This window comes from Clavibacter michiganensis, assembly GCF_016907085.1.
Lineage (GTDB): Bacteria > Actinomycetota > Actinomycetes > Actinomycetales > Microbacteriaceae > Clavibacter > Clavibacter michiganensis_O.
In genome coordinates this window covers 24,185-49,268 of sequence record NZ_JAFBBJ010000001.1, presented here as the reverse complement: position 1 = coordinate 49,268, position 25,084 = coordinate 24,185, and the positions used below count along the sequence as shown (strand labels likewise).

At 75.6% G+C, this 25,084-nt stretch carries 21 protein-coding genes; 9 read left to right on the top strand and 12 right to left on the bottom strand.

Going from position 1 to position 25,084, the window contains the following annotated elements:
- Nucleotides 1-29: 29 nt before the first annotated feature.
- From JOE38_RS00195 to JOE38_RS00175, 5 genes are read left to right on the top strand one after another with little or no spacing between them, the layout of a single operon-like run.
- Entirely contained in the window at nt 30-1,292 is a 1,263-nt protein-coding gene (locus tag JOE38_RS00195; RefSeq protein WP_204574345.1) for a hypothetical protein, read from the top strand.
- Nucleotides 1,289-1,975 (top strand): DUF4129 domain-containing protein, encoded by a 687-nt coding sequence (locus JOE38_RS00190; protein ID WP_204574344.1) that lies wholly within the window; start codon nt 1,289-1,291, stop codon nt 1,973-1,975. Before JOE38_RS00195 ends, JOE38_RS00190 begins: the two co-directional genes overlap by 4 nt.
- Nucleotides 1,972-3,231 carry a DUF4350 domain-containing protein gene (locus JOE38_RS00185; protein WP_204574343.1) on the top strand — a complete coding sequence of 420 codons (1,260 nt, stop codon included), beginning with the start codon at nt 1,972-1,974 and terminating at the stop codon, nt 3,229-3,231. Before JOE38_RS00190 ends, JOE38_RS00185 begins: the two co-directional genes overlap by 4 nt.
- Entirely contained in the window at nt 3,228-4,181 is a 954-nt protein-coding gene (locus JOE38_RS00180) for an AAA family ATPase (protein ID WP_204574342.1), read from the top strand. The genes JOE38_RS00185 and JOE38_RS00180 overlap by 4 nt, the downstream gene beginning before the upstream one ends.
- Before the next feature lie 14 nt (nt 4,182-4,195).
- Complete coding sequence (locus JOE38_RS00175) at nt 4,196-5,503, top strand: DUF58 domain-containing protein (protein ID WP_204574341.1); 1,308 nt, start codon at nt 4,196-4,198, stop codon at nt 5,501-5,503.
- Nucleotides 5,504-5,519: 16 nt separating this feature from the next.
- On the opposite strand, the gene JOE38_RS00170 is transcribed toward JOE38_RS00175, so the two are convergent.
- Nucleotides 5,520-6,155 carry a TetR/AcrR family transcriptional regulator gene (locus tag JOE38_RS00170; RefSeq protein WP_204574340.1) on the bottom strand — a complete coding sequence of 212 codons (636 nt, stop codon included), beginning with the start codon at nt 6,153-6,155 and terminating at the stop codon, nt 5,520-5,522.
- 111 nt (nt 6,156-6,266) lie between these two features.
- Here JOE38_RS00170 and JOE38_RS00165 point away from each other — a divergent pair, with 111 nt between their 5' ends.
- Both JOE38_RS00165 and JOE38_RS00160 read left to right on the top strand, forming a co-directional pair.
- Nucleotides 6,267-7,547: an MFS transporter gene (locus JOE38_RS00165; protein WP_204574339.1), complete on the top strand. Its 1,281-nt coding sequence runs from the start codon at nt 6,267-6,269 to the stop codon at nt 7,545-7,547.
- Between the two features lie 53 nt (nt 7,548-7,600).
- Complete coding sequence (locus tag JOE38_RS00160; protein WP_204574338.1) at nt 7,601-10,072, top strand: beta-glucosidase family protein; 2,472 nt, start codon at nt 7,601-7,603, stop codon at nt 10,070-10,072.
- A 52-nt stretch (nt 10,073-10,124) separates the two neighbouring features.
- On the opposite strand, the gene JOE38_RS00155 is transcribed toward JOE38_RS00160, so the two are convergent.
- Nucleotides 10,125-11,120 (bottom strand): stage II sporulation protein M, encoded by a 996-nt coding sequence (locus tag JOE38_RS00155; protein ID WP_204577095.1) that lies wholly within the window; start codon nt 11,118-11,120, stop codon nt 10,125-10,127.
- Between the two features lie 16 nt (nt 11,121-11,136).
- Here JOE38_RS00155 and JOE38_RS00150 point away from each other — a divergent pair, with 16 nt between their 5' ends.
- Nucleotides 11,137-12,006, top strand: a complete 870-nt coding sequence (locus tag JOE38_RS00150; protein ID WP_204574337.1) for an RDD family protein — start codon at nt 11,137-11,139, stop codon at nt 12,004-12,006.
- A 76-nt stretch (nt 12,007-12,082) separates the two neighbouring features.
- Here the strand turns inward: JOE38_RS00150 and ahcY are convergent, their stop codons facing one another.
- The 6 genes from ahcY to JOE38_RS00120 all read right to left on the bottom strand — a co-directional run bounded on the left by ahcY (nt 12,083) and on the right by JOE38_RS00120 (nt 18,403).
- Complete coding sequence (gene ahcY / locus JOE38_RS00145) at nt 12,083-13,567, bottom strand: adenosylhomocysteinase (protein ID WP_204574336.1); 1,485 nt, start codon at nt 13,565-13,567, stop codon at nt 12,083-12,085.
- 63 nt (nt 13,568-13,630) lie between these two features.
- Nucleotides 13,631-16,072, bottom strand: a complete 2,442-nt coding sequence (locus JOE38_RS00140) for a heavy metal translocating P-type ATPase (RefSeq protein ID WP_204574335.1) — start codon at nt 16,070-16,072, stop codon at nt 13,631-13,633.
- Nucleotide 16,073: 1 nt separating this feature from the next.
- Nucleotides 16,074-16,289: a heavy-metal-associated domain-containing protein gene (locus JOE38_RS00135; RefSeq protein ID WP_204574334.1), complete on the bottom strand. Its 216-nt coding sequence runs from the start codon at nt 16,287-16,289 to the stop codon at nt 16,074-16,076.
- 43 nt (nt 16,290-16,332) lie between these two features.
- The gene (locus JOE38_RS00130) at nt 16,333-16,614 is read right to left on the bottom strand and encodes a metal-sensitive transcriptional regulator (protein WP_015489737.1); all 282 of its coding nucleotides are present in this window, start codon (nt 16,612-16,614) and stop codon (nt 16,333-16,335) included.
- Nucleotides 16,615-16,757: 143 nt separating this feature from the next.
- Nucleotides 16,758-18,185: a phosphomannomutase/phosphoglucomutase gene (locus JOE38_RS00125; RefSeq protein WP_204574333.1), complete on the bottom strand. Its 1,428-nt coding sequence runs from the start codon at nt 18,183-18,185 to the stop codon at nt 16,758-16,760.
- Nucleotides 18,182-18,403 carry a DUF3499 family protein gene (locus JOE38_RS00120; protein ID WP_015489735.1) on the bottom strand — a complete coding sequence of 74 codons (222 nt, stop codon included), beginning with the start codon at nt 18,401-18,403 and terminating at the stop codon, nt 18,182-18,184. Before JOE38_RS00120 ends, JOE38_RS00125 begins: the two co-directional genes overlap by 4 nt.
- A 45-nt stretch (nt 18,404-18,448) precedes the next feature.
- Between JOE38_RS00120 and JOE38_RS00115 the strand changes: the two genes are divergently transcribed.
- Nucleotides 18,449-18,892 (top strand): metallopeptidase family protein, encoded by a 444-nt coding sequence (locus JOE38_RS00115; RefSeq protein ID WP_086520751.1) that lies wholly within the window; start codon nt 18,449-18,451, stop codon nt 18,890-18,892.
- Between the two features lie 67 nt (nt 18,893-18,959).
- Here JOE38_RS00115 and JOE38_RS00110 read toward each other — a convergent pair whose 3' ends face one another.
- The 4 genes from JOE38_RS00110 to galE form a co-directional block, all read right to left on the bottom strand.
- Nucleotides 18,960-20,477 (bottom strand): DUF5719 family protein, encoded by a 1,518-nt coding sequence (locus tag JOE38_RS00110; protein ID WP_204574332.1) that lies wholly within the window; start codon nt 20,475-20,477, stop codon nt 18,960-18,962.
- Entirely contained in the window at nt 20,464-23,541 is a 3,078-nt protein-coding gene (locus JOE38_RS00105; protein ID WP_204574331.1) for a glycosyltransferase family 2 protein, read from the bottom strand. Before JOE38_RS00105 ends, JOE38_RS00110 begins: the two co-directional genes overlap by 14 nt.
- Before the next feature lie 93 nt (nt 23,542-23,634).
- Entirely contained in the window at nt 23,635-23,952 is a 318-nt protein-coding gene (locus JOE38_RS00100) for a WhiB family transcriptional regulator (RefSeq protein WP_012298082.1), read from the bottom strand.
- Nucleotides 23,953-24,101: 149 nt separating this feature from the next.
- Nucleotides 24,102-25,070 (bottom strand): UDP-glucose 4-epimerase GalE, encoded by a 969-nt coding sequence (gene galE, locus JOE38_RS00095; RefSeq protein ID WP_204574330.1) that lies wholly within the window; start codon nt 25,068-25,070, stop codon nt 24,102-24,104.
- Nucleotides 25,071-25,084 lie beyond the last annotated feature (14 nt).

The following is a 25,084-nucleotide window of genomic DNA, read 5'->3' as shown; positions in this document are numbered from 1 at the left end:
CGCGCGCGGCCTGTGGGAGGCTGGCGAGCGTGACCGATGACCAGAGCTGGCAGGCCCCGGGCGGCGCACCGTCCGGTCAGGGAGGGTCCCCGGATCCGGATCGCACGCGGTCGGACGCGGGACACGCGGCACCGCAGGCGCCCGGCTCACCCCCGGCCCCGCCGTCCGCGCCCCCGCCCGGCGTCGGGTTCCCGCCGCCGCCCGGCTGGGGCGCCGCGCCCGGGTGGACCCCGCCGCCGAAGCCCGGCCTGCTGCCGCTGCGGCCGCTGGGACTCGGCGCGATCCTCGCCGGTTCCTTCCAGACGCTGCGGCGGAACCCCGGCGCCACGGTCGGCAGCGCGCTGCTGATCCAGGGGCTCGTCGGCGTGGTGACCCTCGTCATCGTCGGCGGCGTCACCGGGTTCGTCGTCACGCGCATCCTCTCGGCCCGCGAGGCGGACCAGGGGCCGCTCATCGCCGGGGGCGTGGCGGCGGTCGTCATCGCCGCCATCGTCACGCTCGTGCTGTCGATCGTCGCGTCGGCGTTCCTCCAGGGCGTCGTCGCGAGCGAGGTGGCGCGCGGCACGCTGGGCGAGCGGCTGCGGATGCGGGCGCTGTGGCGGCTGGCCCGCCCGCGGATCCTGCCCCTCGTGCTGTGGAGCCTCTCCCTCACGGCCGCGTGGACGCTCGTGTTCGCGGTGCTCGCCGGGATCGTGGCGCTGCTGGTGCTCGCCGGCGGCGCGGGCATCGCCGCGGGGATCATCGTGGGCGTGCTCGGCGTGATGGGCCTCGTGGTCGTCTCCGCCTGGGTCTCGACGCGCCTCGCCCTCGTGCCGAGCGCCATCGTGATCGAGCGGCTCCGGCCTCTGGCGGCGGCCCGGCGGTCGTGGTCGCTCACGATCGGATCGTTCTGGCGCGTGCTCGGGATCCTGCTGCTCACCGCGGTGATCGTGTCCGCGGCCACGAACGTGGTGACGGTGCCGCTGACGCTCCTGACCTCCATCCTGCAGACCGTGCTGTTCCCGAACGGGGAGCTCGACTTCCAGACCTTCGACGCCTCCGTGGTCTTCTACATCGGCTCGCAGCTGGTGACGCTCGTGGTGAGCGTGGTGGTGGCCAGCGTCGGTGCCGTCGTCACGTCGGCGAACGCGGCCATCCTCTACATCGACCTGCGGATGCGGCGCGAGGGGCTCGACCTCGAGCTCGCGCGCTTCGCCGAGGAGCGCGCGGCGGGCGCCTCGTCGGCCACCGGGCCGGATGCGCGCGACCCGTACGCGGCGCCCGCGGGCGCCGCCGGTCCGGGACGCGCGTGACAGGCTCCCCCCTCCTCACCGCGGCCGCGCGCGCGGCCGCGGTGCCGCTGGATCCCGACGCCGACGACGCGCGCCGCCTGCTCCTCGACGAGCTCGCCAAGCCCGAGTACGAGGCCGCGCGGCCGAACGCGCTCGACCTCGCGGCGCAGGCCGTGGGCGACTGGATCGCCTCTCTCCTCGGCGGGGCGGGCGGGGGCCTCGCGGACCTCGCACCCGTGGTGATCGGCGTGCTCGTGCTCGCGGTGGTCGTGGTGGCGTTCCTCGTGTTCGGTTCGCCGCGCCGGGACCGCAGGCGGGCGGCGACGGGCGGCGACGGGCTGTTCGGATCCGACGACCGGCGCTCGGCCGAGGAGCTGCGGCGCGCGGCCGAGGCGTCCCGTCGGGCGGGCGACCTGGCGGAGGCCGCGTCCGACCTCTTCCGGGCGATAGCGCGCGAGCAGGCCGAGCGCACGATCGTGGCCGTGGATCCGGGCACCACCGCCCGCGGGTTCGCCCGGCGCGCGGGATCCGCGCACCCGGCCCACGCCGCGCGACTCGTCGTGGCCGCCGACGACTTCGACGCCGTCCGCTACCTCGGCCGGCCGGGCACCGAGGAGATGCTCGACCGGCTCTCCGCGCTCGACCGCGACCTCCGCACGGCCGTCCCCGTGCTGCACGAGCCCGTGGGCGCGGGTCCCCGGTGAGCGCGCCCGCGCCCACGACGGTCGCGCCGGCCGCCGCCGTCGCGACGGCCGAGACCCGCACGCCGCGCCAGGCGCTCCGGCGGGCCGGGACGTGGATCGCGCTGGCCGCCCTCGCCGTGGTCGTCGCGCTGGCGTCGCTCGCGGTCTCCGGCGCCGCGCGCCAGGGCGACGCGCTCGCCCCCGACAACCCCGCGCCCGGGGGCACGCAGGCGCTCGCCCGCGTGCTCGAGGGCCAGGGGGTGGAGGTCACGCTCGCCACGACGCTCGAGGAGGCGCGTGCGGCCGTGGGGGACGGCGACGACGCGACGCTCGTGCTCGGCGCCACGTCCGACCGCCTCGACGACGACCGGCTGGCGGAGGTCGGCCGCCTGTCAACGCGCACGGTGCTCCTCGCCCCCGACTTCCGCACGCTGCAGGCCATCGCGCCCGACGTGGCGGCGGGCGGCGCGGCCGAGTCCGCCGACCGCGCGCTCGACGCCGCGTGCGCGCTGCCCGCCGCGCGGGCCGCCGGATCCGTGCCCGACGACGCGCCCGTGTTCCGGTACCTCGGCGACGACAGAGCGGCGGCCGTCACGTGCTTCCCCGACGACACCGGCGACGCGTCCGCGCTCCTCCAGGTGCCGGCGACGCTCGCGCCCGACGGCACCGTGACCGTGCTCGGCGCCGATCCGATCCTCACGAACGACCGCATCGCCGAGCAGGGATCCGCCGCCCTCGCGCTGGGCGTGCTCGGCGAGCGGCCGCGGCTCGTCTGGTACACGCCGTCGCCCGACGACGCCGCCTCCGACGCGCCGCCCACGCTCGGCGAGCTGACGCCCGGGTGGGTGACCCCGGCGATCCTGCTGCTGGGCGCCGCCGCCCTCGCCGCCGCCGTGTGGCGCGGCCGCCGCTTCGGACCCCTCGTGGTCGAGCGGCTGCCCGTCGTGGTGCGCGCCGACGAGACCGCCGAGGGCCGCGCGCGGCTCTACCAGCGGGCGGACGCGCGCGGGCACGCCCTCGACGCGCTGCGCGTGGGCACGGTCGACCGGATCGCCTCGACGCTCGCGCTCGGCCGCCTCGCCACCGTCGACGACGTCGTGGCCGCGTCCGCCGCCGCCCTGCTCGAGGACCCCGCGCGGATCCGCGCCCTGCTCCTCGACGACCGCCCCCGCACCGACCGCGACCTCGTCGACCTCGCCGGGCGCCTCGCCGCCCTCGAGCGCCGGGTCGCCCGCGCCGCCGACCCGACCGACCCCACCAGGAGAATGGATCCATGACCGACGACCTCCGCACCAGCCTGCTCGCCGTCCGGACCGAGGTCGGGAAGGCCGTCGTCGGGCAGGACGGCGCCGTGACCGGCATGATCATCGCCCTCCTCGCGCGCGGCCACGTCCTCCTCGAGGGCGTGCCCGGCGTCGCGAAGACGCTGCTCGTCCGGGCGCTCAGCGAGGCCCTCCGCCTCGACACCGCGCGCGTGCAGTTCACGCCCGACCTCATGCCGGGTGACATCACGGGATCCCTCGTCTACGACTCCCGCGAGGGCGCGTTCTCGTTCCGCCGCGGGCCGGTGTTCACGAGCATCCTGCTGGCCGACGAGATCAACCGCACGCCGCCCAAGACGCAGTCGGCGCTGCTCGAGGCGATGGAGGAGCGGCAGGTCACGGTCGACGGCGAGAGCCACGCGCTGCCGGATCCCTTCCTCGTCGCGGCCACGCAGAACCCCGTCGAGTACGAGGGCACCTACACGCTGCCCGAGGCGCAGCTCGACCGCTTCCTGCTGAAGCTCGTGCTCGACCTGCCCGAGCGCGAGGCCGAGGTCGAGGTGCTCCGCCGGCACTCGGCGGGCTTCGACCCGCGCGACCTCGAGGCCGCGGGCGTCCGGCCCGTGCTCGACGCCGACGGCCTCCGCCGGGCGCAGGCTGCCGTGCGCGAGGTGCGCGTCGGCCCCGACGTGCTCGCGTACATGGTCGATCTCGCACGGGCGACCCGCCGCTCGCCGTCGGTGCAGCTCGGGGTGTCGCCGCGCGGATCCACGAGCCTGCTCGCCGCGAGCCGCGCGTGGGCGTGGCTGAGCGGCTTCGACGCCGTGACGCCCGACCACGTGCAGGAGATGGTGCTGCCGGTGCTCCGCCACCGCATCGCGCTGCGCCCCGAGGCGGAGCTCGAGGGCGTCTCCGTCGACGCCGTGCTCCGCGGGGTCATGGCGCAGGTGCAGGTGCCGATCTAGTGGCGCGCCGCTAGATGGCCCTCACCGGACGCACGGTCGCGCTCCTCCTCCTGGGGATCGCGCCGCTCGTCGCGCTCGGCGACGGGTCGGACGCGGCCTACGCGCTCCTCGCGGGCTGGATCCTCCTGGTCGCCCTGCTCGTGGCGACCGACCTCGCGCTGGCGGCCAGCCCCCGGGCGGTCGCGCTCGAGCGGAGCCTGCCCGCGCGCATCCGGCTCGACGAGACCGGCGAGAGCGTGCTGCTCGTGACCAACCGCGGATCGCGCACGCTCCGCGGCGTGGTGCGCGACGCCTGGCAGCCGTCCGCGGGCGCGTCCTCCACGCGCGACCGGGTGCGGATCCCCGCCGGCGAGCGCCGCGCGATCCGCTTGACGCTCACGCCGACGCGCCGCGGCGAGCGCCGCACCGAGCGCGTCACGATCCGCTCGCACGGCCCGCTCGGCCTCGCCGCCCGCCAGGCGACGCTCCTCTCCCCCGGCGCCGTGCGGGTCCTGCCGCCGTTCCGCTCGCGCCGCCACCTGCCCTCGCGCCTCGCCCGCATGCGCGAGCTCGACGGCCGGACCGCGCTCATGGTGCGGGGCCAGGGCACCGAGTTCGACAGCCTGCGCGACTACGTGCGGGGCGACGACGTGCGCTCCATCGACTGGCGCGCGACCGCCCGCCGGCAGGACGTGGTCGTCCGCACCTGGCGGCCCGAGCGCGACCGGCGCGTGGTGCTCGTGCTCGACACGGGGCGCACGGCGGCGGGCCGGATCCGCGACGAGACGCGGCTCGACACCGCGTTCGAGGCCTCGCTGCTGCTCGCGGCGCTCGCCACGCGGTCGGGCGACCGCGTGGACGTGGTCGCGCACGACCGCCGCGTCCGGGCGCGGGTGCGGGCGGGATCCGGCGGCGACGTCGTCTCGCGCATGGTCGACGCGCTCGCGCCCGTGGACCCCGAGCTGCTCGAGACCGACTGGACCGCCGTGCCCGCGCTGGTGCGCCGCATCGTGTCGCAGCGCTCGCTCGTGGTGCTCCTCACCGCCATCGACTCCCCCGGCAGCGCGCGGGCGCTCCTGCAGGTGCTGCCGCAGCTGACGCGCACGCACCACGTCCTGGTCGCCGCGGTGGTGGATCCCGGGCTCGCCGAGCGCGCCGCCGACCGCTCCGGCCGCGCCGCCGTCTACCGCGCGGCCGCCGCGGAGCGCGCGCTGCTCGACGTGGCGCGCGTCGAGGCCGCCGTGCGGCGGCTCGGGGCGGACGTCGTCACGGGAGCGCCGGCGGACCTGCCGCCCGCGCTGGCCGACCGCTACATCCGGTTGAAGGCCACCGGGCGGCTCTGAGGCGGGATCCCGGTGCTCAGCCGGTCGCGGCGGCCGGATCCGCCGACGGCACGGGGAGCGCCCCGCCGCTGAGCGCGCGGATCGCCCGCTCGAGCGCGTCGCGCATGTCGATCTCGGGCCGATAGCTCCACTGCAGCTGGAGGCCGTCGCTCACCGCCACCGCGACGCGCGCGAAGGAGTCGGGGTCCAGTCCCGCGGGCAGCTCCACCGCGAGGGCGCGCACCTGCGCGGCGACGGATCCGACCACGCGGTCGTAGCGGTCCGCGATGTAGGAGTGCGCGGGGTGCTCGGCGCCCGCCGCGTCCACGACGAGGCGCGAGTACAGCGCGACGAGGCCGGGCGTCGCGGCGTTGCGCGAGCTCGCGCGCAGGAGCATGCCGACCATGTCCGCGGGGTCCCCGTCGGGGACCGCCTCGCGGTAGTCGGCCGCGGAGTGGGCGTCGCGCTCCTCGAGCACGGCGGCGATGAGCGCCTCCCGCGAGTCGAAGTAGTGCAGGACCCCGGCCTTGCTGATGCCCACGGCGTCGGCGATCTCCTGCAGCGACGACGCGGAGTAGCCGCGCTCGGCGATGAGGGCGAGCGCCGCCTCGAGGATCTCGCGGCGACGGGCAGCGCCCTTGGCGTACCGCCGCGGGCCCTCGTCGACTGCCATGGCACGACCCTAGCGATCCGCGAGGGCCCTAAATACCTACCGCAGGTCGGTTTCGCGTGCTACCGTCATGCCGATCCCGCCGACGAGGGCGGGCAGGAACCTGGAGGCACCGTGGCCGACGCAGTCCGAGATCAGCACACCGAGGGCGCGTCGCGCGCCCGCAGCGGACAGCCGGACGGTGCGCGCCCACCCGGATCCCGCCGGGCCGAGATCGGCATGCCCATCGCGCTGCTCGGCCTCTTCGTGGCGCTGATGCCGCCGATCATCGTGTCGCTCGCGCTCAAGGTCGCCGAGGTCGCGCCGGACGACACCGCCGGCACGCTCAGCCTCGTGCTCGGCCTCGGCGCGCTCGTCGCCCTGGTCGTGAACCCGCTCGCCGGCCGCCTCTCCGACCGCACGCCCGGCCGCTTCGGCATGCGCCGCCCCTGGATCATCGGCGGCGTCGTCCTCGGGTACGGCGCGCTCATCCTCCTCACACAGGCCACCACCGTGCTCGCGCTCGTGGGCGCCTGGATGCTCGTGCAGGGCTCGTTCAACGCCGCCATCGCCGCGCTCATCGCCGTCATGGCCGACTCCGCCCGCCCGCGCAACCGCGGTCGGGTCGCGGCGGCCATCGGCGTCGCCCAGAACGGCTCGCTCGTGGTCGGCACCTTCATCGTGCAGCTGTTCACGACCACGACGCAGCAGGTGCTCGTGCCCGGCGCGGTCGGCGTCGCCGTGGTCGTCGTCTTCGCGCTCGTCTTCCGCGACCGCGTGCTCACCGAGCGCCCGACCACCCGCCTCAGCGTGCGGGAGCTCCTCGGATCGTTCGTGTTCGACCCGCGCCGCAACCCCGACTTCGGCTGGGCCTGGCTCATGCGCTTCCTGCTCACGGCCGGCGCCGTGACCGCCACGAACTACCTCGCCTTCTACCTCATCGACGACCTCGGCGTCGCGCAGGCCGACGTCGCCAACGCCGTCTTCGTCGCGACGCTCTTCAACGTGATCGGCGTCGTCGCCACCACCTTCGTGGCCGGCTGGCTGAGCGACCGGCTCGGCCGCCGCAAGGTCTTCGTGGCCGCCGCCGCGCTCGTCGCCGTGATCGGCCTCGTGATCCTCGCCCTCGCGCCGAGCCTCGCCGTCGTCTACGTCGCGCAGCTCGTCATCGGCGCGGGCATCGGCTCGTTCTACGCGGTCGACCTCGCGCTCATCACCGACGTGCTGCCGAGCGACGCCGACAACGGCAAGGACCTCGGCGTCGTCAACATCGCGCAGGCGCTGCCGCAGTCGCTCGTGCCGACCGCCGCGAGCGGCGTGGTGGGGATCGCCGGCTACCCCGGCCTCTTCCTCGCCGGTGCCGCGGCCGGCCTCCTCGGCGCGGCCGCCGCGTTCCGCGTGAAGGGCGTCCGATGAGCGCCGCACGCGAGCAGGATCGATCCGACGCCGACGTCCCCCGAGGAGCACCCATGGACCCGCACGACACCACCCCGCTCGACCCCGACACGACCCGCCTCGAGGAGCTCGCCTCCCGCCTCACGCTCGAGCAGAAGGTGCAGCTCATCACGGGACGCGACTTCTGGACCACCTGGCCGGTGGACGGGATCGGCCTGCGCCGCATGCTCGTCTCCGACGGCCCCAGCGGCGTCCGCGGCGAGGTCTGGGACGAGCGCTCCCCGTCGCTCAACCTGCCGTCGGCGTCCGCGCTGTCCTCCAGCTGGGACACCGGGATCGCCGCCCGCTACGGCCGCGCGTCCGCGGTGGAGGCGCGCCGCAAGGGCGTCGACGTGGTGCTCGGCCCGACCATCAACCTGCACCGCTCGCCCTACGGCGGCCGGCACTTCGAGGCGTTCAGCGAGGATCCGCTCCTCACCGCCGACCTCGCCGCCGCCTACGTGGCGGGCGTGCAGGAGAACGGCGTCGGCGCGACCCCCAAGCACTACGTCGCCAACGAATACGAGACGGACCGCTTCACGGCCGACAGCGTCGTCTCCGAGCGCGCGCTCCGCGAGCTGTACCTGGCCGCGTTCGAGAAGGCCGTCGTCGAGTCGCGCGCGTGGCTCGTGATGAGCTCGTACAACTCCATCAACGGCACCACGTCGACCGAGAACGACCTGCTCGAGACGCCGCTCAACTCCGAGTGGGGCTTCGACGGCGTGGTGGTGAGCGACTGGACGGGCGTCCGCAGCGTGGACGCCGCGCGCGCCTCGCAGGACCTCGAGATGCCGGGCCCCGTCGGCGCGTGGGGCGACGCGCTCCTCGACGCCGTGCGCGACGGCCGCGTGCTCGAGTCCGACGTCGACCGCAAGGTGGTCCGCCTGCTGCGCCTCGCCGCTCGCGTCGGCGCGCTCGAGGGCTTCGACGCGGTCGCGCCCGAGCCCGTCGCGGTCGAGGACGGCGTCGCGTTCGCGCGCACGGCCGCCGCGGCCGGCTCCGTGCTCGTCCGCAACGAGGACGCGATCCTGCCGCTCGACGCCTCCTCGCTCCGCTCCGTCGCGGTCATCGGGCACAACGCCGTCGAGGCGCGCACGCAGGGCGGCGGCAGCGCGACCGTCATCCCCGAGCACGTCGTCACGCCGCTCGACGGGATCCGCCAGGCCCTCGGCGACGACGTGGACGTGAGGTACGCGCGCGGCGCGGTCGTGCAGAAGGGGATCCAGGAGCTGCCGCTCGCGGAGATCGTCAACCCCCGCACGGGCTCCCCTGGCGCGCTCGTGCGCTTCCTCGACGCCGACGGGCAGGAGATGTTCACGGAGGACCGCCGCGCGACCACGCTCATGTACTTCGGCGGCGACGCGCCCACGGGCACGGCGGCGGTCATCGAGATCACGACCCGGTGGACGCCCGCGACCACGGGCGAGGTGCTCGTCGGCTTCAGCGCCACCGGCCGCGGCCGCGTGTACGCCGACGGCGCGCTCCTCCGCGAGGACGGTGCCGCGCCCGTGGGCATGGACCTCGGCGCGAGCCTCCTCTCGCCGCCCTCGATCTCGGCGCCCGTCGCCGCGGCCGCCGGGCAGCCGGTGGACCTGAAGGTCGAGTTCGAGCTGACCAGCGCGCCCGGCGGCCTCGCCGGCATCCTCGGGATCACGGTGGGCATCGAGGCCGACGAGTCGGCGCCCGAGCGCCTGCTGGACGAGGCCGTGGAGGCGGCGACCGGCGCGGACGTCGCGATCGTCGTCGTCGGCACCAACGCCCAGGTCGAGTCCGAGGGCTTCGACCGCGACTCGCTCGCGCTCCCCGGCCGCCAGGACGAGCTGGTGCGCCGCGTCGCCGCCGCGAACCCCCGGACGATCGTGGTCGTCAACTCCGGATCCCCCGTGCTCCTCCCCTGGCGCGACGACGTGCAGGCGCTGCTCCTCGCCTGGTTCGGCGGCCAGGAGTTCGGCGGCGCCCTCGCCGACGTGCTGTTCGGCGCCGTGGAGCCGGGCGGCCGCCTCCCCACCACCTGGCCCGCGACGGAGGAGGACGTGCCCGTCCGCTCCGTCACGCCGGTGGACGGGAAGGTGGTCTACGACGAGGGGATCCACGTCGGCTACCGGGCATGGCTCCGCTCGGGCGCGACCCCGGCCTACGCGTTCGGGCACGGCCTCGGCTACACGACCCACGAGATCGACGACCTGCGGGTCGCCGAGGACGGCGCCGGCGGGATCACCGCGACCGTCACCGTGACGAACACGGGCGACCGCGCCGGCAAGCAGGTCGTGCAGGCCTACCTGTCGCGCCCGGGATCCGCGGTCGACCGGCCGGTCCGCTGGCTCGCGGGCTTCACGTCCGTGGAGCTCGACGCGGGAGCGTCCGCCGAGGTCGACGTCGCGATCGGGGCGCGGACCTTCGCGCACTGGGACGGCGGCTGGCAGCGCGAGCCCGGCGCGTTCCGCCTGCACGTCGGCACGTCGGTGACGGCGACGCCGCTGGAGGCCGAGGTGGATCCGGCGGCCTGACCGGCGCCACCCGCACGACCCGCGAGGCGGGCGGCACGTCGGATCCCGCGGCTCAGCCCGCGACGATCCGCCGGCCGCCCGCCTCGAACTCGTCGAGGTCGCCCGTCGCGCCCGCGCGCACGGCCCGGCCGCCGACGACCACCATGTAGAAGAGGAACGCCCCGAGGGCGACCGCGCCGATCGCGATCTTGAGCGGCACGGGCCACGGCTGCGGCGTCACGAAGCCCTCGATGATCCCGGACACCAGCAGCACGAGCACCAGCCCCATGGCCACCGTGATGAGCGCGCGCCCGTCCTCGGCGAGCGCCTGACCGCGCGTGCGGGCGCCGGGCGCGATCCACGCCCACGAGATGCGCAGGCCCGCGGCGGCCGCGACGAAGATCGCGGTCAGCTCCAGCAGGCCGTGCGGGAGGATGTAGGAGAAGAACGTGCCGCCCTCGCCGTAGGAGAACATGACCGCGGTCGTCGTGCCGAGGCCCTGCGCGTTCTGCAGGATGACGTACGGCACCCACAGGCCCGTGATGCCGAAGGCCACGCACTGCGCGGCGATCCACGCGTTGTTCGTCCAGACCTGACCCGTGAACGACGCGGCCGGGTTCTCGCTGTAGTAGTCGATGAAGTCGTCCTCGACGTACTTCCGCAGGTCGGCGTCGCTGCCGAGGCTCGCGATCATCGACGGGTCGCGGAGGATCCACGTGGCGTAGAGCGCGACGATGGCGACGGTCGCGAGGGCGACCGCGAGCGTGAGCCAGCGGATCCGGTACAGCGCCGCCGGCAAGTCGACGGCGAGGAACACCGGGATGCGCGCCGCGACGTTCGTGCTCTGCCCGGTGAAGCGCATGCGGGCCCGCGAGAGCGCGACCGAGAGCCGGTCGCCCTGCGCGGTGGATCCGGCCGCCGCCTGGATCGCGGACAGCTCGGCCGCGCCCGCCTGGTACCGGTCGACGAGCTCGTCGGCGTCGGGTCCGGTGAGCCGGCGCCGGCCCGCGATGCGGGCGAGCCGGTCCCAGTCGTCCCGGTGGGCGGCGGTGTAGGCGTCGAGGTCCATCTGCTTGACTATATGCATGGCGGCAGCCGACGCGCACGACCCGGACGTCACGGACGGTCCCGACGCGCTCGTGGTCGGCGAGGCCGTCGCCCTCGACGTCCGTCCCGCCGGCTTCGTGCTGCGGGCCGCCGGTGCCGCGATCGACGTGGTCGCCTCCCTGGTCGTGGGCCTCCTGCTCGTGCTCCTCATCGGCCGGCTCGCGGGCGCGGGCCTCCTCGACGACGCGTCGAGCGCCGCGTGCGCCATCGCCGCCGTCGTGCTCGCGATCGTCGTCCTGCCCGTGATGGTCGAGGTCGCGTCGCGCGGCCGGTCGCTCGGGCGCTGGGCCGTCGGCGCGCGCATCGTGCGGGCGGACGGCGGCGGCATCGGCCTCCGGCACGCGGTCGCCCGGGCGCTCGTCGGGATCCTCGAGATCTACCTCACGCTCGGCGGGCTCGCCGCGCTCGTGGGCCTCCTCAGCCCGCGCGCCCAGCGCCTCGGCGACCTCGTGGCCGGCACCCGCTCGCAGCACGAGCGCGTCCCTGCCTACCCGGCTCCCCTGCCGCCCGTGCCGCCGCACCTCGCCGCGTGGGCGTCCGAGGCGGACGTCGGCAGGCTGCCGGACGCGCTCGGCCGGCGCCTCGCGCGCTTCCTCGCGCAGCGCCAGGCTATGACGCCGGCCTCCCGCGCGCGCCTCGCCGCGGAGCTCGCGAACGAGGCCGCGGTGCACGTGTCGCCGCTGCCGGCCACGGATCCCGAGTCGTTCGTCACGGCCGTCGGCGCCGTCCGCCGCGAGCGCGAGCACCGGGCGCTGATGCTCGAGCGCGAGCGCATGGCGTCGCTCGAGCCGATCCTCGCCGGGCTGCCGCACGGGTTCCCGGCGCGCGGCGGATCCCCGGCCGACTGAGAAGCGCGCCCGCCCCACGCGACGACGCCGCCCGCCCCGCTGAGGGGACGGACGGCGTCGGCGCGAGGGTCGCGGATCAGTACCGGTAGTGGTCCACCTTGTACGGCCCCTCGACCGGCACGCCGATGTAGGCGGCCTGCTCGGGACGGAGATCCGTGAGCTCCACGCCGAGCGCGTCGAGGTGCAGGCGCGCGACCTTCTCGTCGAGGTGCTTCGGCAGCACGTACACGCCGATCGGATACTGCTCGTTGCGCACCCACAGCTCGATCTGCGCGAGCACCTGGTTCGTGAACGAGTTGCTCATCACGAACGACGGGTGGCCCGTGGCGTTGCCGAGGTTCATCAGGCGGCCCTCGGAGAGCACGAGCACGCTGCGGCCCGACGGCAGGCGCCACTCGTGCACCTGCGGCTTGATCTCCACCTTCTCCACGCCCGGGAGGCGCTCGAGGCCGGCCATGTCGATCTCGTTGTCGAAGTGGCCGACGTTGGCGATGATGGCCTGGTGCTTCATGCGCTGGATGTCGTCCACGCGCACGACGTCGACGTTGCCCGTGCCGGTGACGAGGATGTCGACCGTCTCGATGACCGACGAGAGCTTCGCGACCTGGTAGCCGTCCATCGCCGCCTGGAGCGCGCAGATCGGGTCGACCTCGGAGACGATGACGCGCGCGCCCTGGCCGCGCAGCGCCTCGGCCGCGCCCTTGCCCACGTCGCCGTAGCCGACGACGAACGCGACCTTGCCGCCGATGAGCACGTCGGTGGCGCGGTTGAGGCCGTCGGGCAGGGAGTGGCGGATGCCGTACTTGTTGTCGAACTTGCTCTTGGTGACCGAGTCGTTGACGTTGATCGCGGGGAACAGCAGCTCGCCGTCGCGCGCGAGCTCGTACAGGCGGTGCACGCCCGTGGTGGTCTCCTCGGTGACGCCCTGGATGTCGGCGGCGCGGCGGGTCCAGCGGTCGGAGGACGCGGCGAGGCTGCGGCGGAGCGTGTCGAGGATCACGCGGTACTCGTGGCTGGCGTCCTCCGGCGTCTCGGGCACGACACCCGCGAGCTCGTACTCGCGGCCCTTGTGCACCAGGAGGGAGGCGTCGCCGCCGTCGTCGAGGATCATGTTCGGGCCCGTCCAGTCGGCGCCCGCGGCCTGGGCCTCGCCCGACCAGTCGAAGATCTGCTCGGTGCACCACCAGTACTCCTCGAGCGTCTCGCCCTTCCAGGCGAAGACGGGCACGCCCGCGGGCGCGTCCGGGGTGCCCGCGCCCACCGCGACGGCGGCCGCGGCCTCGTCCTGCGTGGAGAAGATGTTGCAGCTCGCCCAGCGCACCTGCGCGCCGAGGGCCGTGAGGGTCTCGATGAGCACGGCCGTCTGCACGGTCATGTGGATGGATCCGGCGACGCGCGCGCCCGCGAGCGGCTGCGACGCGCCGAACTCCTCGCGGAGGGCCATGAGGCCCGGCATCTCGTTCTCGGCGAGGCGGATCTGGTGGCGTCCGGACTCCGCGAGGGAGAGGTCGGCGACGCGGAAGGGCAGAGCGGTGGACGTGGCTTCCGGGAGCAGGGTCATGCCCCCAGTCTCGCATCCGACGCGTGACGCCCGGCCGTGGATGACGACCGGGCGCCCGCCCTGCTACCGGAAGCGGCGCAGGCGCAGGCTGTTCGTGACGACGAACACCGACGAGAGCGCCATGGCCAGGCCCGCGACCAGCGGGTTGAGGAGGCCGAGCATCGCGACCGGGATCGCGGCGGCGTTGTAGGCGAAGGCCCAGAACAGGTTGCCGCGGATCGTGCCGAGCGTGCGCCGCGCGAGCCGCACGGCATCGGCGACGAGCACGAGGTCGCCGCGGACGATCGTGATGTCCCCCGCCTCGATGGCCGCGTCGGTGCCCGTGCCCATCGCGATCCCAAGATCGGCCTGCGCGAGGGCTGCGGCGTCGTTCACGCCGTCGCCGACCATCGCGACGACGCGGCCCTCGGCCTGCAGCCGGCGGACGGCGTCGAGCTTGCCCTCGGGGAGGACGCCCGCGATGACCTCGTCGATGCCGACGTCGGCGGCGACGCGGTGCGCGGCGCCCGCGGTGTCGCCCGTGAGGAGCACGGGGCGGAGGCCGAGCGACCGGATCCGGCGGACGGCCTCGGCGCTCGTGGGCTTGACGGTGTCGGCGACGGCGAGGACGCCGCGGACGGCGCCGTCCCACGCGATCGCGACGACGGTGGATCCTTCCGCCTCGGCCTCGCGGAGCGCCGGGGCGAGCGATGCGTCGGGCTCCGCGGCCCACTGCTCCGCGAGCCACGATGGCCGGCCGACCGCGACCGCGCGGCCGTCGACGACACCTTGCACGCCGAGGCCCGCGCTGGCGACGAAGCCCTCCACGGCCGGCAGGGGTCCCGCGCCCGCGGCCTCGACGACCGCGCGCGCGACCGGGTGCTCCGAGCGCTGCTCGAGGGCCGCGGCGACGCGCACGAGCTCGTCGGCGTCGACGCCCGCCGCGGGCACGGCCCGCACGAGCGACATGACGCCCGTCGTGACGGTGCCGGTCTTGTCGAGCAGCACGGTGTCGATGCGCCGGGTGGACTCGAGCACCTCGGGCCCGGTGATGAGGATCCCGAGCTGCGCGCCGCGGCCCGTGCCCACGAGGAGCGCGGTCGGCGTCGCGAGGCCGAGGGCGCACGGGCACGCGATGATCAGCGTCGCGACGGCGGCGGTGAAGGCCGCCTCGGGCGGGAAGCCGAGCAGCAGCCAGCCGACGAGCGTGCCGACGGCGAGCACGAGCACGACCGGCACGAAGACGGCCGAGACGCGGTCGGCGAGGCGCTGGATCCGGGCCTTGCCGGTCTGCGCCTCCTCCACGAGCGCGGCCATGCGGGCGAGGCGGGTCTCCTCCCCCACGCGCGTGGCGCGCACGACGAGGCGGCCGCCGGCGTTGAGGGTCGCGCCCGTGACGTCGTCGCCGGGGCCGACCTCGACGGGCAGCGACTCGCCCGTGAGCAGCGAGCGGTCGACGGCGCTGGATCCGTCGACGACCACGCCGTCGGTGGCGATGCGCTCGCCCGGCCGCACGACGAACTCCTCGCCGACGCGGAGGTCGCGGATCGGGATCCGCCGCTCGACGCCGTCGCGCACGACGGCGACGTCCTTGGCGGCGAGGTCGAGGAGCGCGGCGAGGGCGGCGCCGGACGCGCGGGCGGCCCGCGCCTCCAGGTAGCGGCCGCCGAGGAGGAACACGGTGACGGCCGCGGCGACCTCGAGGTAGACGTCGCCGGATCCGCCGCCGGGCTCCCCGACGAGGCTCATGGTCATGCGCATGCCGGGCTCGCCCGCGTCGCCGAGGAAGAGCGCGTACAGCGACCAGAGGAACGCGGCCGCGACGCCGATGCTCACGAGCGTGTCCATGCCGACGCCGCCGTGGCGCGCGCTGAGGGCCGCGGACCGGTGGAACGGCCACGCGCCCCAGACGGCGACGGGCGCGGCGAGCGCGAGGGAGAGCCACTGCCAGTCGTCGAACTGGAGCGCGGGGATCATCGCCATGAGGAAGACGGGGACGGTGAGGGCCGCGGAGACAACAAGCCGCTGGCGCAGCGCGAGCTCGTCGGCGTCGGGGCGGCGGGCGGCGGGCGCTGCCGGGGCGGGCGCGGGCGACGCTGCGGATGCGGGATCCGCTGCGCCGGCGTCGGGCGCGTCGGATCGGACGCGCGGAGCATCGACCGCGACGGGCGCGCGCTCGGCGGACGTGGATCCGGACGCGGCGGACGCGGCGGACGCGATCCCATCCACCGCCGCGCTCCCCCACCCGGCGCGCTCGGACGCCCGGTACCCCGTCCGCTCGATGGTGCGGATGGCGTCCTCGACGCTCGTGCCCGCGGGCAGCTGCACGCGCGCCCGGTGGGTGGCGTAGTTGACGGCGGCCTCGACCCCGGGCATCCGGCCGAGCTTCCGCTCGATGCGCATCGCGCACGACGCGCACGTCATGCCCTGCACGTCGAGGTCGACGCGCGTCAGCACGGCGCCGTCCTCGGCGGAGGGCGCCGCGTCATCGGCGGCGGGCGCGGATCCGGATGCGGGGTCGGTCACGTCAGAGCCCCGCGACGTACCCGGCCTCGTCGACCGCGGCGCGCACGGCGGCGGGGTCGAGGGGCGCGTCGCTCTCGACGGTGACGGTGGAGTCGCCGCCGACGACGAGGTCGACGGCCACGGAGGAGACGCCCGGCAGCTCGCCCACCTCCTCGGTGACGCTCGCGACGCAGTGCGCGCAGGTCATGCCGGTGACGGGGAAGGTCGTGGTGGTCATGGGGTCTCCTTGGTGTCGTTCGATGTCGATGGGCGGCGGCGGATCAGGACCGGACGAGCCGGGCGATGGCCGCGGAGGCCTCGCGCACCTTGTCGTCCGCGACCTGGCCGCCCTCGCGCGCGGCCTCCGCGAGGCAGTGGGCGAGGTGGTCGTCGAGGAGCTTCAGGGCGACGGTCTCCATGGCGCGCGTGACGGCCGAGACCTGCGTGAGCACGTCGATGCAGTACGTGTCGGACTCGACCATGCGCTCGATCCCGCGCACCTGGCCCTCCGCGCGCCGCAGCCGCTTGAGGATGTCGTCCTTGCCCTCGCTGTACCCGACCATGGCGGCCACCTCCCGTTCCCGCCCATGGTACCCCCTGGGGGTACCTACGGGAACCCCCAGGGGGTATGGCGTCGGTGCCCGCGCACGACGACGCCGCGCCCCTCGAGGAGGGACGCGGCGTCGGAGGTCGTGCGGGTGGAGGATCAGGCCCCGCGGATCAGCCCCAGGAGCTCGTCGCGGAGGGCGGCCATCTTCTGCTCCGTGGACGCCTCGACGTTCAGGCGCAGCAGCGGCTCGGTGTTCGAGGGCCGCACGCTGAACCACCAGAACGCGCCGTCGGCGCCGACCGGGCCGTCGACCGTGAGGCCGTCGAGCTCGTCGAACTCGCCGCGGCCGCGGAAGGCCTCGACGATGCGCTCGTAGGCGGCGGGGACGTCGTCGACCGTGCTGTTGATCTCGCCCGACAGCGCGTACGGCGTGTAGCGCGCCGAGAGGTCGGACATGAGGCCGTCGGTCTGCCCGAACTCGGCGAGCAGGTGCATCGCGGCGAGCATGCCGTTGTCGGCGCCCCAGAAGTCGCGGAAGTAGTAGTGCGCGGAGTGCTCGCCGCCGAAGACCGCGCCCGTGGCGGCCATCTGGTCCTTGATGAGCGAGTGGCCGACGCGCGTGCGGACGGCCGTGGCGCCCGCCGCCTCGATGGTCTCGGGCACGATGCGCGAGGTGATGAGGTTGTGCAGGACCGTGACGTCCTCGTCCGGCGACTGCGCCTTCACGCGCGAGATCTCGCGGAGCGCGACGACGGCGGCGACGGCGCTGGGCGTGACCGCCTGCCCCTTCTCGTCCACGACGAAGCAGCGGTCCGCGTCGCCGTCGAAGGCGAGGCCGAGGTCGGCGCCGTGCTCGACGACCGCCTTCTGCAGGTCGACCAGGTTGGCGGGCTCGAGGGGGTTCGCCTCGTGGTTCGGGAAGGCGCCGTCGAGCTCGAAGTACAGCGGGATGATCTCGATGGGCAGCTCGGGCAGGCCGGCCGCGGTTCCGAGCACGGCGGGGACGGTCATGCCGCCCATGCCGTTGCCCGCGTCGACGACGACGCGCAGCGGGCGGATGCCGGAGAGGTCGACGAGCTGGCGCAGGTAGCCGGCGTAGTCGGCGAGCACGTCGCGCTCGCGCACCACGCCCGCGGGCTCGACGGGCGCGATGCCGTCCGACAGGAACCCGATGGCGCGGTCGCGGATGGCGCCGAGGCCCGTGTCGAGGCTGATGCCCTGGGCGCCCGCGCGGGAGAACTTGAGGCCGTTGTAGGTGGCCGGGTTGTGGCTCGCGGTGAACATGACCGCGGGGGCGTCGAGGGATCCGGACGCGAAGTACGTCTCGTCGGTCGAGCACAGGCCGATGAGGAGGACGTTCCCGCCGCGGGCCGTCGCGCCCCGGGCGAACGCCTGCGCGAACCCGGGCGAGGAGTCGCGCATGTCGTGGCCGACCACGATCTCCTGCCCCGCGGCGCCGAGCTCGTCGACGAAGCCGGCGCCGAGGGCGGTGACCAGCTCCTCGGTGAGCTGGCTCCCGACGAGACCTCGCACGTCGTAGGTCTTCACGATGGCGGTCAGCGTCTCGGCGGCAGTCGTCGTCATGCTCCGAAACCTACCTCACCGAGCACGCCGTGCCGGACGATCTGCCAGCCCTGCGGGGCCGAGAGGCGGGCGGCGTGGCGGTCGCACAGGTCGTAGCTGTGCGGCTCGGAGTCGTGGCTGAGGGGTCCGAGGACGGCCATGGAGTCCGCGTAGACGTAGGTGAGGGTGGTCGTGGCGCCGCCGGTGCAGCCGACGCGGGAGCAGGGCCTGTTCGTCATGTCGGGCCCACACTACCGCCGACCCCGTGCCCGTACGATGGGGCCATGCCACGATCGCGCCGCCGGGGAGGCCACGTCTCCATCCGGGGCTCCTGGCGGGATCGGCACGGCCGCGGCCTCCGCTCCCCCGTCACCGGGCCGGAGCTGCCGGTGCTGCGCACGCGCGCCGACGTCTTCGACCAGACCATCGCGTCCGCCGCCGAGTACCTCCGCGGCCTCTGGCCCGACGAGCTCGACCGCGTCTCGTTCGAGGTCGCCGCGCTCCCCGCGGAGAACAGCGAGCGGGACGGCATCGACCGGTGGAGCGTCCTCGCCGACGAGCGCCGCGTCATCTTCTACCGGCTCCCCATCGAGCGCCTCGCGCACCTGCACGAGGACGACGAGTACCACCAGCGGGCCCTCGTCGAGGGCTGCGTGTACCGCGCGGTCGCCGAGCTGCTCGGCAAGGACCCGTGGGAGCTCGCCCCCGACAGGTACGACCCGCACTAGCGGCGGATCCCGAACGGGCGTCAGGCGTCCGCCGCGTCGCGCGCGCGGAGGTCGTGCCCGGTCGGCCTCAGGGGTGGACGCGCAGGGGGTCGGCGGCCGGCAGCACCGGCACGACGGGCAGCGCCGCGGAGCGCCCCGGCTCGGCGAGCGTCACGGTGGCCGTGAGGCCGGCGGTCCCCTCGAGCAGGTAGGTGCGCCCGGCCTCGACGGCGGCCGAGACCTCGGATCCCGCGGGCACGTCGAGCGACACGGCGGCGGATCCGTCGGTCGGGCGCGCCGTGACGGCGGCCGCCTGGTCGCCGGCGTTGCGCAGGTGCAGGAGCGGCGCCGGACCCACGGGCACGGACACGAGCGCGTCCCGCGTGAGCGCCTCGGCCGACGGCAACCAGGCGAAGTCGGTCGCGCCGCTCTCCGCCGCGCCGGACACGCTGCGCACGGCCGCCGTGACCGGGACCGAGCTCTGCACCGTGACGGAGTAGCGGCCGTCGGGGAGGTCGGCGACCGGCACGTCGATCGTGCGGCCCGCGTCGGCCTGCACCGTGAAGGTGGTGCCCGTGCCGTCGGTGCCCTCCTCGGGGGCGACGCTCACGCTGACGTCGGCGTCGGCGGATCCGGGGACCACGATGCGCACGGCCGTCGACAGGTCGGGGTCGGCGCCGCCGTCCGAGCCCGCTCCGACGGTGGATCCGCCCTCGTCGGCGGGGGGCGCATCCCCGCCCTCGACGGGTGCGACGGGCGCCGCCTGCGAGTCGATGCGGAGGCCGGTCATGGTGAGCGCGGTGGACGGGGCGGCGGCCGGGCCGATCCAGTCGACGCCGCCCGCGAGGAGCCCGCGGACCGTGCTCTGCTCGAGACGGGCGACGACCTGGCCGCCGCGGCTCTGGACGTGCACGGCCGGGGAGGAGAGGTCGGGGGCGAGTCCCGCGAGGCTGAGCACGCGGCGGCCGCCGGCCGGCACGGAGATCCCGCTGGCGCCGGGAGCGCTGACGGCCCCGTCCTCGCCCGTGATGGCGAGGTCGACGGTGGAGGAGACGCCGGACGGGTTGTCGAGCACGACGAACGTGGTGCGGCCGGTGGTCGTCGCGCCGCCCACGAGCCACACGTCGGCGGCGGCCTCGGCGCACGACGCGGCGGCGAGCCCCGCGAGGTCGGCCTCCGTCGCGATCTCGGACGCCGCGCCCGCGAGGTCGGTCGGCGCGTCGTCGACGGCGCCCGCGACGGCGAGGACGGACGGCGCGCTCGACGCCGCCCCCTGCACCTCGGGGGCCTGGATGCGCGAGGTGCGGACGGCGGGGGCCGAGCCGGTCGACCCGGTCGTCGCGGATCCGCTCGTCACGGCGGCGCTCCCCACCGCGACCGCGGTGGTCGTGGAGGCCGCGTCCGCCGCGGGCGGGCGGAGGAGGGAGCCGGCGCAGACGCGCTGCTGGTCGGTCGCGACGGGCGTCACGAGCACCGAGGGGGCGCTCGCGTCGCCCGCGGCGGGTGGGAGGAGGAGCGCGCCGGTCACGACGACCCCGAGCACGGCGACGCCGACGATCCCGGTGGTCACGCGCGTCGCGATGCGCACGGCGTCACGCCTGGCCATCTGTCCTCCTGCGGTCGTCGTCGTCGTCGGTGGCGCGGGCGCGGTCGTCGTCGCGGTCGCCGGCGGGCACGACGTCGTCGGCCTCCCCGTCGTCGCCGGCGCGGCGCTCCCCCGCCTGGCGGATGTCGCCGAAGGAGGCGGCCTCCACGGCCTCGCCCGTCGGCTCGTCGATGTAGGCGGGGGTGCCGCGGTCGTCGTGCGCGGGCCGCGGCTCCTCGGCGTCCGCCGGCCGTCCGTCGGGGGCGACGACTGTCTCGCGGTAGGCCGGCAGCGGGCGGCTGCGCGCCGCCAGGCCGCCGGTGGGGATCGCGAGGAGCAGGGTGAGCGCGAACACGAGCGCCTGCGCCGCGAGCACGCCCGCGCGCCCCGGGTCGTCGAGGGCGCCGGGACCCGCGACCTGGGCGACGAGGTCGTCGCTGCCCACGAAGCGCCAGAGCAGCCCGGCCTCGGTCTGCCCGACGGCCGTGAACACGGGGTCGTCGTCGAGGGCGGCGCGGGCGCGGTCGTGCACGGCGGCCTCCGCGTCGCCCGCGGGCGTCTCGAGGAGCACGTAGCTGATGCCGAGCCGCTGCAGGTCCTCCGTGGCGTCGAGGCCGGAGCGCGAGGACACGTTGCCCGCGAGCTCGGCGACGCGGGTCTGGGTGTCGGACAGCGGCCCGATGGTCGAGTCGACCGTGGACACCTGCTCGAGCGTGCGGCCGGCTCCGCGCTCGACGTCGGCGGACAGCGAGGCGTCGTCCGCGGCGCGGAGCACGAGCGTGCCGACCGCGGGATCCGTGGCGGCCTCCGCGACCACGAGGCCGGGCAGCGAGGTGTCGGTGGTGGCCCGCACCGCGGTGGATCCGGCGACGGCGGCGGAGACGAGCGGCAGGGCGAGCACGACCAGGGTCACGGCGGCCACGATCCCCGGCACGACCGAGCGGCGGCCCAGCGTCGCGAAGCCGAGCACGAGGGCGCCGGCGAGGCCGAGCCAGAGGAGGCTGAGGCCGGACCCGGGCCAGACGGCGACGACGTCGGATCCGGTCGACTGCACCACCGTCCGCGCGGCCATCACCGCGGTCGCGAACCCGAGCACCGTCACGCCGAGCGCGAGGGCGGCACGGTGCGATCCCCGGAGGAAGAGGGCCGCGATCGCGCCCAGCACGAGCGGCGCGACCAGCACCGCGACCACGATGAGCGGGACGGCGTCCGGCAGCCCGGCGCCCAGGCCGTCGACGAAGGCTGACCAGCCACCGAGGCCGGAGGTCGGGAAGCCGAGCGCGAGGCCGGGGACGTCGGCGGGCGTGAAGCCAGCGGGGACGGCCGGGTCGGCGGCGAGGGCGAGCGGCTGGCCCTGCATGACGCGGTAGACGACGAGGGGCGCGACGAGGGCGACCAGCGGCACGGGGATCGTCACGAGCCGCCCGGCGCGGCGCCCGGCCCGCACGGTCGCGACGAGCCACAGCACCAGGACGGCGGGCACGAGCGAGGGGGCGGACGCGCCGACGGCGGCCATCAGGATCCCGGCCACGGCGGACGCGGACCACGAACGCGGCGCGCGCAGCACCGCGAGCGCGAGCCACGGGAGGAGCAGGTGCGCGAGGACGGCGGGCAGGCGGCCCTCGCCCAGCGCGATGAGCAGCGTGGGCGCGAGGGTCCAGACGAGGGCGGCCAGCGCGCGCAGCCAGGCGTTGCGCGTCAGCTGCGCGGCGCACAGCCAGGCGGCGAGCGCGGCCAGGGGCAGGGCGGCCACGAAGAGGCCGAGGACCGCGAGCGACGGCTCCCACGCCGTGACGCTGCCGAGCACGGCGAGCACGTACGCGAACGGGTCGGAGGGGGCGACGGGTCCCGCGCCGGATCCGCGGACGCCGATGCCGACCTGCGCCCACAGCGCGCCGGCGCTCGGGCCGAGCGGGAGGAGCTGGCCGCCGACGAGGGCGGTGCCGGTGAGCCGCGGCAGCCACATCACGGCGGAGAGGAGGAGGGCAGCCAGCACGGTCCAGCCGCCGCCGGTGGCGAGGAACTCCACGCCGTCCGAGACGCCCATGTGCTCGACGCGGTACTGCTCGCGGGCCAGCGACCGCCGTCGACGACCGACCGCGAGCGGCTGGCGCAGCGACGCGATGCTCGACCACGGCGCCGTCCGGGTCGCGGCGAGCCGGCGGCGGCTGGCGCGGATCCGTCCGGGCGCCACGGCCACGCGCACGGCCGCGCCGATCTCGCCGGGCGCGGCGGTCGGGCGCTTGCGGAGCATCTGCAGCAGGGCGCGCAGGATGGCGAGCGGCACGAGCGAGAGCCAGTGGAACGGCACGGCCGCCGGCGGCGCGTAGGAGAGGCGACGGTGGAGCTGGGCCTGTCGGCGCAGGCGACGGCGGCGGCGGCGCGGCGTGCGCTTCCCGAGGAAGGCGGTGCCGGGGGCGGTGTCGCCCGCGGAGGCGACGCGTGCCGCGGGGACGACCACGACGCGGTGGCCGGCGAGGCGCGCCCGGACGCAGAGGTCGAGCGCGTCGTCGATGACGGGCAGCGCGTCGTCGAATCCGCCGAGCTCGTCCCAGAGGCGGTGGCGCACGAGCATGCCGCCCGCGGCGACGCCGAGGACGTCGCTCATGTCGTCGTACTGCGCCTGGTCGAGCTCGACGTCGACGACGGGCACGGCCGCGCCGAGCGTGGTGAGCGTGGTCCCCATCTCGTGGATGTAGCCGGGGTGGTCCCACTCCATCAGCTTCGGTCCGGCGACCGCGACGCTCGGCGAGGCCTCCACGGCGGCGAGCAGGCGCTCGAGCGCGTCGGGCGCGGGCGCGTTGTCGGCGGAGAGCAGCCAGAGCAGCTCGTGGTCGCCCTCGGGCGCGGGGATCACGCGGACGGCCTGGTCGACGGCCTGCCCGAACGTCATGCGCGCGGGGGCCTGCACCATGCGCGTCGGGTCGGACGCGGCGAGGAGGGCGGCGGATCCGTCGCGGGAGCCGAGGTCGACCGCGACGACCTGGTCGGGCCGCCGGGTCTGCGCGGCGAGGGCCGCCAGGGTCCGCTCGAGGAACGGCGCGCCCTCGTGGGCGACGAGGATCGCGGTTACTCGTGGCTGCATGACAGGGGAGACCCTACGTGGTGCGCGGTGGGGATCCGCCGCAGCGGGACGGCGCGCCGGAAGCCGGGCGCCGCGGTGGCGCGAGCGGCCGGGTCAGACGGCGCGCTTGCGGAGCTTGCGGCGCTCGCGCTCGGAGAGGCCGCCCCAGATGCCGAAGCGCTCGTCGTTCTCGAGCGCGTACTCGAGGCACTCGCTGCGCACCTCGCACGATCCGCAGATCTTCTTGGCGTCGCGGGTGGAGCCGCCCTTCTCGGGGAAGAACGCCTCCGGGTCGGTCTGCGCGCAGAGCGAGTCGGCCTGCCACGCGAGCGGGTTGCCGTCGTCGACGCTGCGGACGCCCGGGACCCCGAGTCGCACGGGGTCGACGAACCAGTCGTCGGGGACTCCGGCGTGGTACTCAGGTAGTGCCATGTCACGATCTCCCCACGCGGCCGGGGCGCCCGGCCGGCCCCAGCTCATCGTCATAATTACACCGGTGTAACTCCCTCGCGTCAAGCCGCGGAGGGTAAACCCTCAGCCGGTCCTCGAGGGTTGCGACGCGCCGCCGCTCGCCGTCGGCGCTATTCCGCGGCGCCGGCCTGGCGGGCGGCCCAGGCGCTCGTGACCATGTCGTCCAGGGAGTGGCGCATGGCCCACTCGATGTCCCGCGCGGCGAGCTCGCCCGACGCGACGATCCGGGCCGGGTCGCCGGGGCGGCGGTCGCGCACCTCCGGCTCGAAGCCGATGCCGGTGGCCTCGGCGATGGCCGTCATGATCTCCCGGACGCTCACGCCGGCCCCGCTGCCGAGGCAGTACACGGGCTCCACGGGATCGCCCGCCTCGAGCCGGCGGGCTGCCGCGACGTGCGAGGCGGCGAGGTCGACGACGTGGATGTAGTCGCGCACGCACGTGCCGTCGGGCGTCGGGTAGTCGCCGCCGTTGATCCTGGGCGTGCGGCCGTCGAGCAGCGCGTCGAAGACGAGCGGGAAGAGGTTGTGCGGGCTGGTGTCGAAGTAGCCTTCCTCCCCCGATCCCACGACGTTGAAGTAGCGCAGCGACGCGTGGCGGAGGCCCTTCGCGATGCCCTGGTCCCGGAGCAGCCACTCGCCGATGAGCTTCGACTCGCCGTACGGGGACTCGGGGGCCTTGGGCGTCAGCTCGTCGACCAGGTCGACGTCGGGCGTCCCGTAGACGGCCGCCGAGGAGGAGAACACGATGCTGTCGACGCCCGCGCGCTCCATCTCCTCGAGGAGGACGGCCGTGGCCGTCACGTTCTGCTCGTAGGTGTGCAGCGGACGCTGGACGGACACGCCCGCGTACTTGTAGCCGGCGACGTGCACGACTCCGCGGATGTCGCCGGATCCCAGCACGCGGGCGAGCAGCTCGCGGTCGAGCACGGATCCGCGGTGGAAGGGCACGCCCTCCGGCACGAACGACGCGTGCCCGCTCGAGAGGTCGTCCAGGACGACCGTGTCGATGCCCGCCCGCGCGAAGGCGGAGACGATGTGCGAACCGATGTAGCCGGCGCCGCCGGTGACCAACCATGTCATGCGGCAACCCTATC